17 protein-coding genes are annotated in these 15,182 nt (G+C 74.6%); 12 read left to right on the top strand and 5 right to left on the bottom strand.

Annotation, left to right across the window (positions count from 1 at the left end):
• The first annotated feature begins 172 nt into the window (after positions 1-172).
• The gene (locus FHX71_RS05710; RefSeq protein ID WP_182614813.1) at positions 173-595 is read left to right on the top strand and encodes a MarR family winged helix-turn-helix transcriptional regulator; all 423 of its coding nucleotides are present in this window, start codon (positions 173-175) and stop codon (positions 593-595) included.
• A 10-nt stretch (positions 596-605) separates the two neighbouring features.
• Here FHX71_RS05710 and FHX71_RS05705 read toward each other — a convergent pair whose 3' ends face one another.
• Entirely contained in the window at positions 606-1,667 is a 1,062-nt protein-coding gene (locus tag FHX71_RS05705; RefSeq protein WP_182614812.1) for an NAD(P)/FAD-dependent oxidoreductase, read from the bottom strand.
• Between the two features lie 114 nt (positions 1,668-1,781).
• Between FHX71_RS05705 and FHX71_RS05700 the strand changes: the two genes are divergently transcribed.
• Both FHX71_RS05700 and FHX71_RS05695 read left to right on the top strand, forming a co-directional pair.
• Positions 1,782-2,411 (top strand): TetR/AcrR family transcriptional regulator, encoded by a 630-nt coding sequence (locus FHX71_RS05700; protein ID WP_182614811.1) that lies wholly within the window; start codon positions 1,782-1,784, stop codon positions 2,409-2,411.
• Between the two features lie 35 nt (positions 2,412-2,446).
• Positions 2,447-3,055 (top strand): TetR/AcrR family transcriptional regulator, encoded by a 609-nt coding sequence (locus FHX71_RS05695; protein ID WP_182614810.1) that lies wholly within the window; start codon positions 2,447-2,449, stop codon positions 3,053-3,055.
• Positions 3,056-3,155: 100 nt separating this feature from the next.
• Here the strand turns inward: FHX71_RS05695 and FHX71_RS05690 are convergent, their stop codons facing one another.
• Together FHX71_RS05690 and FHX71_RS05685 are read right to left on the bottom strand one after the other, a co-directional pair.
• The gene (locus FHX71_RS05690; RefSeq protein WP_182614809.1) at positions 3,156-3,605 is read right to left on the bottom strand and encodes a nuclear transport factor 2 family protein; all 450 of its coding nucleotides are present in this window, start codon (positions 3,603-3,605) and stop codon (positions 3,156-3,158) included.
• A gap of 53 nt (positions 3,606-3,658) precedes the next feature.
• On the bottom strand, positions 3,659-4,882 hold the full coding sequence (locus tag FHX71_RS05685) for an MFS transporter (RefSeq protein WP_220489519.1): 1,224 nt from the start codon (positions 4,880-4,882) through the stop codon (positions 3,659-3,661).
• 103 nt (positions 4,883-4,985) lie between these two features.
• Here FHX71_RS05685 and FHX71_RS05680 point away from each other — a divergent pair, with 103 nt between their 5' ends.
• A complete protein-coding gene (locus FHX71_RS05680) occupies positions 4,986-5,579 on the top strand; it encodes a TetR/AcrR family transcriptional regulator (protein ID WP_182614808.1) in 594 nt (197 codons plus the stop codon).
• Between the two features lie 82 nt (positions 5,580-5,661).
• On the opposite strand, the gene FHX71_RS05675 is transcribed toward FHX71_RS05680, so the two are convergent.
• A complete protein-coding gene (locus tag FHX71_RS05675; protein WP_182614807.1) occupies positions 5,662-6,168 on the bottom strand; it encodes a hypothetical protein in 507 nt (168 codons plus the stop codon).
• A 239-nt stretch (positions 6,169-6,407) separates the two neighbouring features.
• Here FHX71_RS05675 and FHX71_RS29055 point away from each other — a divergent pair, with 239 nt between their 5' ends.
• The 7 genes from FHX71_RS29055 to FHX71_RS05640 all read left to right on the top strand — a co-directional run bounded on the left by FHX71_RS29055 (position 6,408) and on the right by FHX71_RS05640 (position 11,671).
• Positions 6,408-6,854: an RNA polymerase sigma factor gene (locus FHX71_RS29055; protein ID WP_312876937.1), complete on the top strand. Its 447-nt coding sequence runs from the start codon at positions 6,408-6,410 to the stop codon at positions 6,852-6,854.
• Between the two features lies 1 nt (position 6,855).
• Entirely contained in the window at positions 6,856-7,425 is a 570-nt protein-coding gene (locus tag FHX71_RS05665) for a hypothetical protein (RefSeq protein WP_182614805.1), read from the top strand.
• Between the two features lie 101 nt (positions 7,426-7,526).
• Entirely contained in the window at positions 7,527-8,291 is a 765-nt protein-coding gene (locus FHX71_RS05660) for a helix-turn-helix domain-containing protein (protein ID WP_182614804.1), read from the top strand.
• 91 nt (positions 8,292-8,382) lie between these two features.
• Entirely contained in the window at positions 8,383-8,802 is a 420-nt protein-coding gene (locus tag FHX71_RS05655) for a ribonuclease domain-containing protein (protein WP_182614803.1), read from the top strand.
• Positions 8,803-8,887: 85 nt separating this feature from the next.
• Positions 8,888-9,298 (top strand): barstar family protein, encoded by a 411-nt coding sequence (locus FHX71_RS05650; RefSeq protein ID WP_182614802.1) that lies wholly within the window; start codon positions 8,888-8,890, stop codon positions 9,296-9,298.
• A gap of 4 nt (positions 9,299-9,302) precedes the next feature.
• Positions 9,303-9,671 carry a TraR/DksA family transcriptional regulator gene (locus FHX71_RS05645; RefSeq protein ID WP_182614801.1) on the top strand — a complete coding sequence of 123 codons (369 nt, stop codon included), beginning with the start codon at positions 9,303-9,305 and terminating at the stop codon, positions 9,669-9,671.
• A gap of 119 nt (positions 9,672-9,790) precedes the next feature.
• Positions 9,791-11,671 (top strand): AfsR/SARP family transcriptional regulator, encoded by a 1,881-nt coding sequence (locus tag FHX71_RS05640; protein ID WP_182614800.1) that lies wholly within the window; start codon positions 9,791-9,793, stop codon positions 11,669-11,671.
• A gap of 45 nt (positions 11,672-11,716) precedes the next feature.
• On the opposite strand, the gene FHX71_RS05635 is transcribed toward FHX71_RS05640, so the two are convergent.
• Positions 11,717-13,093 (bottom strand): FAD-binding oxidoreductase, encoded by a 1,377-nt coding sequence (locus FHX71_RS05635; RefSeq protein WP_182614799.1) that lies wholly within the window; start codon positions 13,091-13,093, stop codon positions 11,717-11,719.
• Between the two features lie 219 nt (positions 13,094-13,312).
• On the opposite strand from FHX71_RS05635, the gene FHX71_RS05630 reads away from it, so the two are divergent.
• Complete coding sequence (locus FHX71_RS05630; protein WP_182614798.1) at positions 13,313-15,127, top strand: galactose-binding domain-containing protein; 1,815 nt, start codon at positions 13,313-13,315, stop codon at positions 15,125-15,127.
• Positions 15,128-15,182: the final 55 nt, after the last annotated feature.

Genomic DNA, 15,182 nt, shown 5'->3' with positions numbered 1-15,182 from the left:
CTGGCGGTTGCTCGTGCGGACATGGGATTCCTTCCCGTTGTCGTGCGCGGGCCCCGGCTGCGACGACGCTGGCGCTGAGCCCGACAGCGCCAAACAATACAGCAAGACTGTGCAGTTTAGGTGTGCAGTTTAGGTGCACAATTTTCCTGGCGACCGAAAGTTAAGATGACCTGTGCCCACCCCGGAGTCCGCCGCCACCGCCGCAGAGCTGCGCACCGCGATGGGCAAGCTCACCCGGCGCGTCAAGCACGAGGACCGCATCCCGCTCGGCCAGGTCGCGGTGCTCGGCGCCCTCGACCGGGACGGCGCCATGACCACCAGCGACCTCGCCGCCGACCAGCGCGTACGCCCGCAGTCGATGGCCCGGGTGGTAGGGCTCTTGATGGAGCAGGACCTGATCACGCGGCGCGCGCACCCCACGGACGGCCGCAAGTCGCTGGTGGAGCTGTCGGACGCGGGCCGCGCCGCGCTCGAGGCCGAGCGCGGCCGCCGGGCGGGCTGGCTCGCCGGGGCCATCGAGGCCGAGCTCACGGACGAGGAGCAGGTGCTGCTGGCCCGGAGCGCGGCGCTGCTGGAGCGGCTCGCCGCCCACTAGGGCTTGCGGGTCAGGCTCCGAACCGGCCTGGGCGGCAGCCCGCGAGCGCCGGCTCGACGGCGCCGTCGACCAGCTCGCGCGCGACCAGCCGGCCGACGACCGCGGCGAGCGTGACCGCCGGGTGCATCACCGCGAGGTAGAGGCCGGGGGCCTCGGCGACCGGGCCGATGATCGGGTCGCCGTCGGCCGGCATCGGGCGCCCGGCGACCCGCGCGCTCAGCAGCTCGACGCCGTCGGCGCCGCGGAAGGTGGACCGGACGGCGGCGAGCGCTCCTTCCGGAGAGTCGGCGGCGGCGATCAGCCGGTCGGAGGAGACCTGCCGCAGGTCGAAGTCCGGGGTGCTGACCACGCCGCGGACCAGGCCCGCCGGGGCGCGGAACCGCAGGAGCGTCGCGGGCGAGGCCTCGACCGGGACGCTCACCCCGAGCGGCGCGGCCAGGGCGGCCGTCGCGGTCCCGGCCGCGAGCACCACGGTCGCGGCCGGGTGGAAGCCGGCGGCGGTCTCGACGCCGACGACGCGGCCCGCGCCGTCCTGCCGGACGGCGGTGACAGGAGACCCCAGGTGCACCCGCGCGCCGTGCTCGCGCGCGCCCGCCACCAGCCGCTCGGCCGCGCCCGCCGGGTCGACGGCGCCGTCGCCGGGCGCCCAGAGGGCCCACCGTGGCGGCTGCCGGAGATTCTGCTCGCGCACCGCCACGGCCGCCGCGTCCAGGATCTCCTGCCCGGGCCCGGGCTCCGGCGCGCTCTCCCCCGCACCCGAGGCGTCCGCGCTCCAGCGCAGCGAGCCGGACCAGGTGACGGGCAGCCCCGGCAGCTCGGCCTCGAGCCGGTGGTACTCGTCGGTCGAGGCCACCCGCAGCCCGGCGGCCGCGCCGGTGCTGACGCCGGACGACCCGATCCACGCGAACGAGTCCGCCGTCACGCCACCGCCCGCCGGGCCGGCGTCGAGCAGCGTCACCGCCGCTCCGGCCCGGGCGGCTTGGTAGGCGATCGAGGCGCCGGCGATGCCCGCGCCGACGACCACCAGGTCCGTGCCGGCCGGTGAGCCCGGCGCATCGCGCGACGTCGTCATGCCGTCGACCGTAGGGGGAACACCCCCGGGGAGCACACGATTTTCCGGGCGCCCGGCCAAGCGTACGTAGGATCGGGCAGAGCGGGCAGGCCAGCGCAGGGGAGACATTCGACGGTGAACGACGACGCGGGAGCGACGAACAGCCCTGGCCGCCCGGCCCGGCGCGGCCCCTACGCCAAGGGTGTCGAGCGGCGGCGGCAGATCATCGACCAGGTGCTCGCCGTGTACGACGAGCTCGGGTTCGAGAGCACGTCCCTGCGGGCCATCGCCGACTCCATCGGGGTGACCCACCCGGTGCTCGTGCACCACTTCGGCACGCGCGAGCAGCTCTTCCTGGAGGTGCTGCGCGAGCACGACCTGCGCTTCGACGCGGACATCGAGGAGGGCTCGCTGGCCGAGCTGGTGCGGCGCTCGGCCCAGCACAGCGCCCGGGTCCCGGGGCTGACGGCGCTGCTGGGGAGCATGACCGCGCACGCGCTGGAGACCGGCAACCAGCGCAGCCACGCCTACTTCGTGCAGCGGTACGCGCGCCTCCGGCGTCAGGTGGGGGCGTTCCTCCAGGCCGCCCGCGCCGCCGGAACGGTGCGCGACGACGTCCCGCTGGACACCGCGGCCTGCCTGCTCCTCGCGGCCGCGGACGGGCTGTCCACGCAGTGGCTGCTCGACCGGGACGTCGACATGGAGGCAGCGCTCCTGCTCCTGGACCGGCTGCTGGCACCACCCGCGCCCGCCACGGCGACTTGAGTACCGACCGATCCTGAAAAAGTTACGCTGACGGGATGACCGCACCCGAGAAGTCGCTGCTCGGCCGCCCGCGAGGGTTCGACACCGACGAGGCGCTGGAGCGCGCGATGCTCTACTTCTGGGAGCACGGCTACGAGGGCGCCAGCCTGTCCGACCTCGAGGGCGCCATGGGCATCGGCCGCACGAGCATGTACGCGGCGTTCGGCAACAAGGAGCAGCTCTTCCGCAAGGCTCTGGACCGCTACGCCGAGGGCCCCGCCGCCTACACGGAGCGCGCGCTGCTGAAGCCGACCGCCCGGGAGGTCGCCACCGAGTTCCTCACCGGCGCAGTCCGGGCGTCGACGCGCCCCGGAGGACCCCCGGGGTGCCTGACGGTGCAGGGCGCGCTCGCCACCGGCCACTCCGGGCAGGCGGCGCACGACGCCCTGGTCACCTGGCGCGACGACGGCTTCCACCACCTGCACGAGCGGTTCCGACGGGCCGTCGACGAGGGCGACCTGCCGCCCGGCGCCGACGCGCGGAAGCTCGCCCGCCTCGTCATGACCGTGGGGAACGGCATCGCCGTCCAGGCCGCGAGCGGCGCCTCACGCGCCGAGCTGCAGGAGGTAGCCGACGCCGTCATAGACACCTGGCCCTCCCCCTGACCCTCGTTGAGTGCTGGGTTTTCGCCCGCCCGAACGGCGTCGGACGGGCGAAAACCCAGCACTCAACGAGGCCGGCGAGGCCGGCGGGGGTCGGGGACGGTTACGGGCGGGCCGCTTCCGAGACGGCCCAGCTGTCCTCGAGCATGTGGTAGCGGGTGATCAGACCGGCGTCGTCGACGGAGATGTCGAAGACGTACTCGCTGTCGATGAGCCGCCCGGTGGCGACCACCCGGGAGCTGAAGGTGCCCACGACGAGGGCACGGTTGCCGTCCGCCATGGTCACGTCGACCGCGAACCCCTCGGGCTGGATGCTCTCGGCGAGCTGGGCGAAGTGCTCGGCGACTCCCGCCCGGCCGGCCTTGCGGCCGATCCACGGCACGGTGCCGGTGTCGCCCTGGATGAACCAGTCGACGTCCTCGTGGAAGCGTTCCGCGAGCTCCTGGGGTGTGGCCCCGGCGAGCCGCGCGTCGAAGAAGCCGTTCACGGCGGTCAGGACCGTCGAGCTGCTGGGTCGGCCGGTCGGGCCGACGACTGTCGTATCGGTGGTCATCTCTGTCTCCTTGTGGGTTGCGTGATTGTCGGTACTTCGGGAAAGGGGAACGGTCATGCGGCGAACGCGCGCCTGCGCTGGACGGCCCAGATCAGCAGCGCGGGAAGCAGCAGGAGGCCGGCGGCGGTCATGATCACCGGCCAGCCGCCGGCGCCCCACAGGAGGCCGGCGAGTGCGGAGCCCACGGTGCCGCCGACGAAGTTGCCGACGACGAACACCGTGTTGAGGCGGCTGCGGGCCGACGGGTCGACGGCAAGCACGCGCGCCTGGAGGAGCATCTGCACCGCCTGCACGCCGACGGAGTACAGCGCGACCGAGACGACGACGGCCACGATCGAGCCGGGCGCGACGCCGGCGACCACGAACGACGCCATCGCCAGGACGAGGCCGACGCCGATCGCGGGCACGCCCAGGCCGCGGTCGTGCAGGCGCCCGACCTGCTGCGCCGCGAGCGCGCCGAGGATGCCGACCAGCCCGAGCAGGCCGATCCGGGTGGTCGAGAATCCGAACGGCTCGGCCGAGAGCAGCAGGGTCAGCCCGGTCCAGTACAGCGTGAACGTGGCCATCACCGCGGCGCCCATGAGGCCGAGCCACCGGACGGCCGCGCTCGTCACGTAGGTGCGCGGCACGGAGGCGAGGAGCGAGCCGTAGCCGACGCGGGCCCGGGGCTCGAGGCGCGGCAGGAACCGGTGCACCGTCACCGCCAGGACGAGCATGACCGCGGCGACGATCGCGTACAGCGCGCGCCAGCCGACGAGGTCGGTCACGACGCCGCTGACGGCCCGGGCGACCAGGATGCCGAGCAGCACGCCCGACACGACCGTGCCGAGCACCCGGCCGCGCTGCTCGTCGGTCGCGAGGTCACCCGCGAGCGGGGCGAGAAGCTGTCCGGACACGGTGCTCACGCCGACGAGCGCGAGGGTGACGAGCAGCACCGGCAGGCTCGGGGCGAGGGCGCTGAGCCCGAGCATGACGGCGGCGAGCAGCATGAGCAGGGGGATCATGACCTTGCGGTCGACGACGTCGCCGAGCGGCACCAGGAAGAACACCCCGACGGCGTACCCGATCTGCGTCACGGTGACCAGCAGGCCCGCCGCGCTCGCCGTCGTGCCGAACCCCGTGGCGATGGTGTCGAGGATGGGCTGCGACCAGTAGAGGTTGCCGACGGCGGCGCCACCGGCCAGCGCGAAGAGGAAGGTCGCGCCCCGGGACATCCCGGGACGCCGGCCGGCCGCGGGGGCGGCCGGCATCGGAGCTGGCGGCACAGAGGTGGTCACGTTCACGGCCTCGATAACAACGCCAACGTTGGCGTTGTTCCCGGGTAGTAGCGTGGGCTCGTCAGGCAACGCTTCCGTTGGGCAACACAGTGAGGATCCATCCGTGGTCAGGGACGTCGAGAGCACGAAGCGCAAGATCGTCGAGGCCGCGACCGTGGAGTTCGTCGCGCACGGTCCGGACGGCACGACGATCGAGCGGATCGCGCGGCGGGCCGGCGTGAACAAGGAGCGCGTCTACGCCTACTACGAGGGCAAGCCCCAGCTCTTCGCCGTCGTGCTGCGCGAGCAGTTCGCCGTGACCGCGGGCGCCGTGCCGCTGGAGGCGACCGACCCCGACGCCGTCGGCGAGTTCGCGGGCCGGCTCTTCGACTACAGCCGGGAGCACCCGCAGTTCGTCCGCCTCCTCATGTGGGAGGCGCTGTCGTACCCCGACGAGGTTCCCGACGAGGCCCTCCGGCGGGCCACCTACCAGCGCCGGTCCGCCTTCATCGAGGAGGGACAGGCCGCCGGCCGGCTGACGTCCGCGCTCGCCCCGGAGGTCCTCCACTTCATCCTCCTGGCGCTCGCCGCCTACTGGTCGGTCGTGCCCCAGGTGGCCCGCATGGTCACCGGCACCGCGACCGGCGACCTCGACGGGGCGGCCCGGCAGCGCGAGAGCGTCGTCGCGGTGGCCAGGCGCCTCGCCGAACCCGTGTGATCGAGAAGATCCCGGCCGGGCCGCGGACGCACGAGGCGCCCGTCCCGGACCACCGGGACGGGCGCCTCGCCGCCGTCAGGGCTCAGCCGGTGACGACCAGGCCCTCCTCCTGCTCGGCGGGGACCGCCGGCACGGGCCGCGGCGTGCCCTGGTCGGCGGGTCGGGTCTCGGCGGGGGTCGCCGGGGTGGCGGGCCGCTGCGTGCTCTGGTCCGTGGGTCCGGACTCGCTCGGGGTGGCCGGGACGGGCGTCGGCTCCGCCTCGTCGGACGGCGCCGGCGCTGCCTCGGACACCGGCTCCGCGGGGCGCGGCGCGGCGTCGTCGGCCTGGCCGGCGGCGTCGGCCCGCGAGCCGGAGTCCTGCGGCGCGGCCTTCGCGGTCTGCGGCGCGATGTCCGCGGCGGCGGACGGCGCGGCCGACCGCTCCTCCGGGACGGTGGCGCTGGCCTGCGTGCCCGCCGTGGCGAGCAGCGCGACGGCGAGCGCGCCCCCGGCGGCGGCGACGCCGCGCGCGGCCGCGCTCCAGGTGGCACGACGACGCACGGGGGCGCCGGTGGTCGATGGGACGTGGGTCTTCGGTTCGTTGGTCACGCAGCGGTCAGTGTGCGCCCGGGGGCGAAACATCACCGCCCCGGGATGTGGCGTGGTCCACACCGTTCGGGTGTGATGAACGGGGCCGTGCCGGACACCGAACCTTTCGCAGACCCGCGCCCGCTGTCCCCTGCCCACTGGAGCCCATCCTGTCCACCCACGCCGAGCCACGTGACCTCGCCCGGGACACGCTGACACCGGAGCAGACCGAAGCACTGGTCGACGAGCACGCGCGCGCCGTGCACCGCTACGCGCGCACACGCCTGGGCGCCGCCGAGGCCGAGGACGTCGTGGCCGAGGTGTTCCTCATCGCCTGGCGCAAGGGCGAGGTGCCGGACGAGCCGCGCTCCTGGCTGCTCGCCATCGCCCGGCGCGTCCTGGCCAACCAGGTCCGCGCCGACCGGCGGCGGGCCGCCCTCGCGGACCGGGCGATCCGGCATCCCGCACCACCCGGCCCCGACGACGCGCGGCTCGTCGACGAGCTCGACGTGCTGCACCGCGCCCTGGCGCTCCTGCGCCCCGCCGACCGCGAGGTGGTCGAGCTGCTGGCGGCCGCCGAGCTCAGCACCACGGAGCTGGCCCGCGTGCTCGGCTGCTCGGCCGCGACCGCGGCCACCCGCGTCTACCGGGCCCGACGCCGCCTGCGCGCCGCCTACCGCACCGTGACCGAAGGCCAGGAGGACTGACATGCGAGCGCTGACGAGAACGAAGAACGACCCCCTGCTGCGGGCCCGCCGGGCGATGCACCAGGTCGACGACGAGCTGGACCTGGCCCGCGTCCACGCCGCCACCTCGGGGTACGGCGCGCCGGGCACGGACCCCCTCCCCCTGGACGACGACGCCGCGGCGCGGGTGGAGATCCTCCGCCCCGGGCAGCGGCCCACGCAGCCCCGCCGTCGGGCGACCGCCTGGGCGCTGGCCGCGACCGTGGCGCTCCTGTGCGGGGCGGGGGTCGGCGCAGCCGCGCTGTGGTCGGACGACGGCGGGACGCTGCCCGGCGCGCCTCCTCCCGCGTCCCCGGCCCCCGCGTCCCCGGCCCCCGAGCACCCCGAGCACCCCGGGCAGACGCCGGCGCAGTCGTCGGAACCCGAGCAGACCACGGGCCCGCGCGAGTGTGCCCCGGCCCGCCCGACGCCGCAGCCGTCGGCCACCCCGTCGGACGAGATCGGCTCGGCCCGCTCCAGGTCTGCCGACTCGGGAGCGCCCGTCACCGCACCGCCGTCGGACGCCTGCGACGTGCCCGCGGGCGAGCGCTAGATCACATGCCCACCGCTTGAGTCTGCCCCTGGGGCAGATGGTCGACTCGGAGTGGATCATGGACGGGCAGCGCACCGAGCGCACCAGGGAGGCGGGGCGGCATGACGTGGAGCACGCGCGAGATCGCCGAGCTGTCGGGCACGACGACGAAGGCGGTGCGGTACTACCACGAGATCGGGCTGCTCGAGGAGCCCGACCGGGAGCCCAACGGGTACAACAAGCGGTACGAGGTGCGCCACCTCACGCGGCTCCTGCAGATCAAGCGGCTGACCGGCCTGGGCCTGTCCCTGGCGCAGGTGGCGGAGATGGGGACGACGAGTGACGGTCACCCCTCGGTGTTCCAGGAGATCGACGCCGAGCTGGAAGCCACGGTCGAGCGCATCCAGGGCATCCGGCAGGAGCTGGCCACGCTGTCCCGGCCGGGCGCGACCACCGACGTCCCCACCGGGTTCCAGGACGTCGCGCGGCCCCTGCGCGAGAACGACCGCGCCCTCCTGACGATCTACGCCCAGCTCTTCTCCGAGGAGTCGATGGACACGCTGCGCGAGGTCCTCGGCGCCGATCCGCACGGGGCGCTCGACGACGCGTTCCGGGACCTGCCCGCAGACGCGGACGAGGCCACACGGCAGGCGCTCGCCGAGCACATGGCGCCGTTCGTCGGCGCCAACGGGTCGGTGACGATGGAGCCCAAGGCGTCGACACCCCGCCAGGCCGAGGCGGCGCGGAACGCCGTGGGCCAGGCGCTGCAGGCGCTCTACAACGAGGCGCAGCTCGACGTGCTGCAGCGGGCGCACGCGCTCAGCTCGACCGTGGAGCCTGCGGCACGGCCGGAAACTCCGGCCAAGCCGGACACAGCCGACGACTAGAATTCACCCGCCGTCCGGAGTGTCGTCGGGTTGCCGTCGGCCGCAGGCGCGAAGATTCACCCGCTATGTCCCAACCGAGCGGGAGGTCAGCATGTCCGAGAACAAGAACAGAACCGTGTCCGGCCTGGTCAGAGTGCTCGTCGTCCTGTCCACCATGGTCAGCCTCGTCGCGGGCGGCGTCGTCGCCGCCGCACCGGCGGGCGCGACCGTCTACAGCTCCTGCACGCACAGCGGCTGCGCAGAGGCCTACGACTCCAGGTCGATCTGGAGCTCCAAGGGTTACCCGAGCACCCGCGGCTGGGTGAGCTGGCCGAACGGCCAGTGCAACTTCGCGGGTGGCACGCACTACAACAACGAGGGTCAGCTCCCGGCCGGCCACTCCTACCTCGAGTTCGACGTGACGCCGCGGGCCTGCGGCGCCTCCCGGCAGTCGTACCGGCTCGTGCTGGACCGCACGACCGGCGTCGTCTACTTCTCGCCCAACCACTACGGCGACTTCTACCGGATGTGAACCCGGCCCCGTGCGCCGCGCCCGGCCCGCCCGACGGCGGACGCGGCGCACGGGCCCGGCCCGATCGGACGGATAGCCTCGAACCATGACGCGTCACCTCCCCGTGCTCGTCGTCGACGGGACACGGTTCGACGACCTCGACGGCTTCGCCCGCGAGTTCTCCCGCCTGCTGAGCGGGTACACCTGGCGCGGCAACCTCGACGCGCTCAACGACGTGCTGCGCGGAGGTTTCGGTACCCCGCCGGACGGCTGGGTGCTGCGCTGGGCCGGCTCGGAGACGTCCCGCGTGGCGCTGGGACACCCCGAGACCGCACGGCGGCTGGAGCGCCTCCTGCCCGGCGTCGACCCGTCCAACCGTGCGGCCTTCGCCGCGCGGCTCGACGCCGCCCGCCGCGGCGAGGGACCGACGCTGTTCGACGAGATCGTCGCGGTCATCCGCGAGCACGGGCCGGGCGGCCGCGAGGCGGCGGACGGCGTCCTGCTCGAGCTGGTCTGACCCGATGGTCCCCGCCGCCGAGCTGCACGGGCTGCTGGTCGCCGACCGCGAGCGCACGGCCGAGCTGATCTCCTCCCTGTCCGGGAGCATCGCCTCGATGGTGGAGGCGGCGCGCCTGACGACGTCCGACGACGAGCACGACCCCGAGGGGTCGACGATCGCGTTCGAGCGCTCGCAGGCGAGCGCCCTGCTCGCCACGGCCACGGAGCACCTGGCCGACGTCGAAGCGGCGCTCGGGCGGATCGCCGCGGGCACCTACGGCGTCTGCGAGCGCTGCGGACGGGAGATCGCCCCCGACCGGCTGCGGGCCCGCCCGACGGCGCGCACCTGCATCGTGTGCGCCGCCGCCGTCGGGCCGAACCGGGGCGGGTGACAACGGGCCGCGGTGGTATCAGACGCGCCCGGCTCCCCTCGTTTTACTGCACACAGACAGACCTGCGCACGACAAGACGGAGTGCCTCGGCGTCCGCGCGACCTGGGAAGCGAGCACGCATGTCCGATCTTCACCTGGCCCTGCTGGGCCCTGTCCGGATGTGGCGGGACGGGACCGAGGTGCCCCTCGGCTCCCCGCAGCAGCGCGCCGTGCTCGCCGTGCTCCTGCTGCACGAGGGCCGCGTCGTGCCGGGCGAGGAGCTGGTCGACGCCCTGTGGGGCGACGTCCCGCCGAAGGGCGCCTGGGGCACGCTGCGCACCTACGTCTCCCGGTTGCGGCAGGTGTTCGCCGGATCGGCGGTCGTGATCAAGACGGCCGGCACCGGGTACGCCGCGCAGACCCCGCCGGGGTCCGTCGACGCCGTGGTCTTCAAGACCCTCGTGACGCGGGCCCGAGACCAGGCGGCCGCGGGCGACCCGGGGGCGGGGGCGACGACGCTGACCCAGGCGCTGGCGCTCTGGACCGGCGAGGGGCTCGACGGCGCGCCGGGCGAGTACCTCACGCAGCAGCGCGCCCGGCTGCAGGCCGCACGCCTGGCCGCCACCGAGCACCGGTTCGCCCTGCTGCTCGACGCCGGGACCGACGCCGCCGGGCAGGAGGACGTCACGGCGGAGCTGACGCTGCTCGTGCGGCAGCACCCGTACCTGGAGCAGCTCCGCGAGCTGCTCATGCGGGCGCTGTACCGGCAGGGCCGGCAGGCCGACGCCCTGGCCGTCTACCACGCGGGCGAGGCCCTGCTCCGCGACGAGCTCGGCATCGACCCCGGTCCCGCGCTCCGGGCCGTGCACCAGCGCATCCTCGTCTCGGACCCCGGCCTCCTGGGCACGAACGGGACTCCCGGGCCCCCGCCCGGCCCCGGCCCCCTGCCCGGGCAGCCCGGTCCGGCGCCCACCCTGCTGCCCGCGCGTCTGCCCCGCTTCACCGGCCGGGACACGGAGCTGGCCCGCATCGCCGACGCCTTCGCCGAGCCCGCCGACGGGCGGACCACGACCGTCGGGGTGCACGGGCTCGACGGCCTGGGCAGGTCGGCGCTCGTGGTCGAGGCCGCCCACCGGGCCGGCGACCGGTTCCCCGGGGGCCGCGTGTACGCGGACCTCGCGCAGGTGTCCGGGGACCTCGCCGAGGTCCTGGGCGCGTGGCTGGGCGCCTACGGGGTCCCGGCCGCCGAGGTGCCCGGCTCGGCGACCGCCCGGGGGGTCCGGCTCCGGGAGGCGGCGGGGAGCCGCCGCGTCCTGGCGGTCCTGGACGGCGTGGAGGACACCGCGACGCTCGGCCTGCTGACCGGCGTGCTGCCGCCGGGCAGCGTGGTGCTGTTCGTCGCGCGCCGCCGGCACCCCGAGCCGGTGAGCACCACGTGGGTGCCCGTCGGTCCCCTGCCCGCGGGCGACGGTCTGCGGCTCCTGGCGCACGTCGCCGGCCGCGACCGGCTCGCCGCCGAGCCGGCCGCCGCCACGCGCCTGGTGTCGCTGGCCTGCGGCTGGCCGCTGTCGCTCCGCCTCATCGGCGGCCGGCTGAACACCCACCCGCACTGGTCCGCCGCCGCGACGGCCGACCAGCTCGCCCACGAGCTCGCCCACCCGGCCGAGACGGTGCACGACGACTGCCTGCTCGCCGAGGCGCCCATCCTGCGTGCCTACACGCGCCTGCGGCCCACGCAGGCGCGAGCACTGGTCCGGACGGCGCGGCTGGACGGCGAGACCTTCGGCATCCACCAGGCCGCCGACGCGCTGGGGACGACGTGCGAGGACGCCTGGAGCGTCCTGGACTCGCTCGTGGAGCTGGGCCTGCTCACCGAGACCAGCCCGTCCGGCCTGCCGCAGGGCACGACGTACCGGATGGCCGGCGTCGTGCGCGCCTTCGCCCGGCGGCGGCCGGACGACGACGGTCCCGCCGCACGGCCGGTGCGGCGGGACCGCGCCGCGCTGTACGCGGCGAGCTGACCTCGGTGCCGGGCTGGCCCGGCGAAGGCCTGCGAAGGGCTCTGGTCAGGCCGGCACGGGCGCGACCGGGTGGTTGCCCCGGATCGTCCCCGCCGGGTCGTACGCCGCCTTGACCCGGCCGAGCCGGTCCAGCGTGGCGGGGTCGGCGAAGGGCGCCCCGCCGGCCCGTTCGGCGAAGTTCAGGTAGCCGGTCGGGGCCGACCAGGGGCGCATGACCTCGGACAGGGCGTCCAGGCCGCGGTGCGTCGCCTTCACGGCCGCCTCGACCGGCGTGATCGACACGCAGAAGACGGCGAAGGCCGCGTCGAACCCGGAGACCGCGCCACCCGCGGCAGGCTGCGGCGCCAGCGCGCCGCCGAGGTGCCGGATCTCGGCGCTGAGCACCGGGAAGTCGGCCTCCGGGCCGACCACGGAAAGGAACGCGTCCAGCGCCTCGGCCGGCAGCGCGTCCAGCAGGAAGCCGTCGCCCGTGCCGGGCATCGGCCCCGGCGGGTCCATGTGGATCTCGGCCAGCTCAGCGCCGGTGCAGGGGTGCACGGTGTCCATCACCGGCCCGAGCGCACGCAGGGGCGCGAGCGCGGCGTCGGTCGCACCCCCGTCCAGGGCGGAGACCAGCTCGACGACGACGAACGACCGGCCGCGCACCGGCTCGGGGACCTCGTCCATCATCGGGAAGCGCAGCAGCCGCCCGACCGACGTGACCTCGTCCGGGAGGGTCGCCGTCCACCCCCGCCACGCGTGCAGCACCTCGGCGGCCCGCTCGATCGGCCAGAACAGGGTGCCGCCGAGCGGCGCGCCGAGCTCGACGAGGCGGAACTCGAGCGCCGTCACGACGGCGAAGCTGCCGCCGCCCCCGCGGATCGCCCAGAACAGGTCCGGGTCGCTGTCCGCGTCGACGCGGCGCAGCACGCCGTCGGCGGTCACGACCTCGGCCGCCACGACCTGGTTCGCGGCCAGCCCACGCGAACGGGCCAGCCAGGACAGGCCACCGCCGAGGCTGTACCCCACCACGCCCACGTCCGCCGCCGTACCCGCCAGACCGGCGAGCCCGTACGGCGCCGCGGCGGCCGTGACGTCGGCCCACAGGGCTCCCGCCTCGACGAGGGCCGTGTGCGCGCCGGGATCGATCACGACGCCCCGCATCCCCGAGGTCTTGATCAGCACCGTGCCGGCCAGGGAGCCCAGCGGGCTCGCGTTGTGCCCGGTGCCCTGCGCCGCCACGCGGAGCCCCGCCCCACGAGCCAGCTCCACGGCGGCCACGACGTCCGCGGCGCTCGCCGCCAGGACCACGGCGTCGGGATGCTGGTCGACGGTGAGCTGCCACGCCTGGCGCGCGTCGTCCCAGGAGGGGTCGCCGGGCAGCACGAGGCCGCCGTCGAGCCGCGCGCGCAGCGCGGGTACGTCGAGTTCGTTCGAGGACATCGGGAGGTGCTCCGTTCGGTCGGGTTCAACGCCCTGATCCTCACGAGCCGCGGTCGACGACCGGTCGACGTCGTGTCGACGACCTGTTGACGGGTGAAAGTAGTCCTGATCAAGTCCTTGACACGACATCGGCCGCCCGACATGCTCCTTTTGCATGCATAGCGGCAAAAGTCCCACCGCCGTCGCTATCAACCGACAGAGTCGTCAAGGGGAGCATCCATGCAGAACTCGCTACGTCCGCCGCGCGCGCGGCGGATCACCACGGCCCTGACGGGCGGCGCGCTGCTCGCGGGCACGTTCGTCGGCGCCCCGGCCGTCGCCGCTCCTGCCACCCCCGCGGCCGCTCCACCGACCACCACGGCGACCACGACGTCGGCCGAGGCGTGCGGGGAGGGCGACGGGCTCCCCGACTCCAAGATCTCCATCCAGCTCTACACGCACGTCGGTGAGATCGGGTCCGGGACGCCGTCCCCGGAGACGATCGACCGGGTGCTCGGCGAGGTGGCGAACGCCGGCTTCACCAACGTCGAGCCGTACAACCAGCCCTACTCGATGCCGGTGGAGGACTACCAGGCGATCCTCGACCGGTACGGCCTCGAGGTGTCCTCCAGCCACGGCAGCACCGACTGGGACACGTGGCCCGCCACGGTCGACTACGCCGTCGCGCTGGGCCAGGACTACATCGGGACCGGCGGGATGGCGGGGAGCTACGGCACCTACGAGGAAGCGGTCGCGACCGCGGAGTACGTCAACCGGCTCGGCGAGTACGCGAACGAGCACGGCGCGAACAAGATCGTGCTGCACAACCACCAGACCGAGTTCACCACGCGCTACCCCCACCCGGAGACGGGCGAGATGGTCAGCGCCTGGCAGGTCATCGAGGAGAACACCGACCCGCGCTACGTCACGTTCCAGCTCGATGTCGGCTGGGCCGCGGACGCCGGCATCGACGTCCCGGCGTGGATCGAGGAGTACGGGGACCGCATCGAGCTCCTCCACGTCAAGGACGCCGTGAACCTGAACGCCGAGGGTGACCCGCGGCAGGTCGCCCTCGGCAACGGCGACATGGACCTCCCGGCGATCCTCGCCGCGTCCGAGCCGTACGTGCAGTACTACACCTACGAGTGGGACGACGCGCCGTCGTTCGAGTCCTCCGCGGAGTCCTACCGCTACCTGCGCTGCTACCTGGCCGACGGCGGGGGCGGCGACCAGTGCGACCCCGACGACGGTGAGTCGCTGGCGCTGGGCCGCCCGGTGACGACGTCGAGCGTCGACGACCCCGTCCGCACCGGCGAGATGGCGGTGGACGGCAACGCGGGCACCCGGTGGGGCAGCGCGTGGAGCGAGCCCGAGTGGATCGCGGTGGACCTCGGCGCGGACTACGACCTCAGCCGCGTCGTGATCGACTGGGAGACCGCGTACGCGTCGGGGTACGAGATCCAGACCTCGCCGGACGGCGAGGCCTGGACCACGGTGCACACCGTCACCGACGGTGACGGCAACTTCGACGACCTCGCCCTGACGGGCACGGGCCGGCACGTGCGCCTCCTGGCGACCGAGCGCGCGACGCAGTGGGGCTTCTCCCTCTACGAGCTCGAGGTCTTCGGCACGCCGGCCGGCGAGGAGCCGGCGCCGGGGCCTGTGACCCGCGGCGCCGGGTACTGGACGTCGGAGTACCGGCAGGTCCGGAACCCGGACCACACGGCCGACGAGCTGCTGTGCCTCCTGTCGGCCGCGCGCGGGCAGAGCGATGTCTTCGACGAGGAGGTCGGCCTGACCTCCCTGGACGACGCCGTGCGGGTGCTGTGGCCGCGCCACCACGACGAGCGGACCGACGGCTTCGACCGGCAGCTGCTCACCCTGTGGCTCAACGTCGCGACGGGCTCGGTCGCCCTGGACGACCGGGTCGCACGGTACGGCACGGTCGGTGACCTGCTGGCCGCCGCCGAGGCCGCGCGCCTCGACGAGGACACGAGGTGGGTCGAGCTCCTGAAGTACCAGGCGGTGCTGACCGTGGTGAACGCCCGGCACTGACCGGGACGGTGAGTGGCCGGGGGCCGGGGTGCGTCGTCGTGGCGCACCCCGGCCC

This window comes from Promicromonospora sukumoe, assembly GCF_014137995.1.
GTDB lineage: Bacteria > Actinomycetota > Actinomycetes > Actinomycetales > Cellulomonadaceae > Promicromonospora > Promicromonospora sukumoe.
The sequence above is the reverse complement of the archived record's forward strand: the minus strand, read 5'-3'. Positions and strand labels throughout refer to the sequence as shown.

Excerpts from the sequence above, each read along its gene's own strand:
- FHX71_RS05705 (WP_182614812.1), bottom strand. The coding sequence starts at position 1,667 with ATGACGACGTCGCGCGATGCGCCGGGCTCACCGGCCGGCACGGACCTG.
- FHX71_RS05695 (WP_182614810.1), top strand. The coding sequence starts at position 2,447 with ATGACCGCACCCGAGAAGTCGCTGCTCGGCCGCCCGCGAGGGTTCGAC.
- FHX71_RS05690 (WP_182614809.1), bottom strand. The coding sequence starts at position 3,605 with ATGACCACCGATACGACAGTCGTCGGCCCGACCGGCCGACCCAGCAGC.
- FHX71_RS05665 (WP_182614805.1), top strand. The coding sequence starts at position 6,856 with ATGCGAGCGCTGACGAGAACGAAGAACGACCCCCTGCTGCGGGCCCGC.
- FHX71_RS05660 (WP_182614804.1), top strand. The coding sequence starts at position 7,527 with ATGACGTGGAGCACGCGCGAGATCGCCGAGCTGTCGGGCACGACGACG.
- FHX71_RS05655 (WP_182614803.1), top strand. The coding sequence starts at position 8,383 with ATGTCCGAGAACAAGAACAGAACCGTGTCCGGCCTGGTCAGAGTGCTC.
- FHX71_RS05650 (WP_182614802.1), top strand. The coding sequence starts at position 8,888 with ATGACGCGTCACCTCCCCGTGCTCGTCGTCGACGGGACACGGTTCGAC.
- FHX71_RS05645 (WP_182614801.1), top strand. The coding sequence starts at position 9,303 with ATGGTCCCCGCCGCCGAGCTGCACGGGCTGCTGGTCGCCGACCGCGAG.
- FHX71_RS05640 (WP_182614800.1), top strand. The coding sequence starts at position 9,791 with ATGTCCGATCTTCACCTGGCCCTGCTGGGCCCTGTCCGGATGTGGCGG.
- FHX71_RS05635 (WP_182614799.1), bottom strand. The coding sequence starts at position 13,093 with ATGTCCTCGAACGAACTCGACGTACCCGCGCTGCGCGCGCGGCTCGAC.
- FHX71_RS05630 (WP_182614798.1), top strand. The coding sequence starts at position 13,313 with ATGCAGAACTCGCTACGTCCGCCGCGCGCGCGGCGGATCACCACGGCC.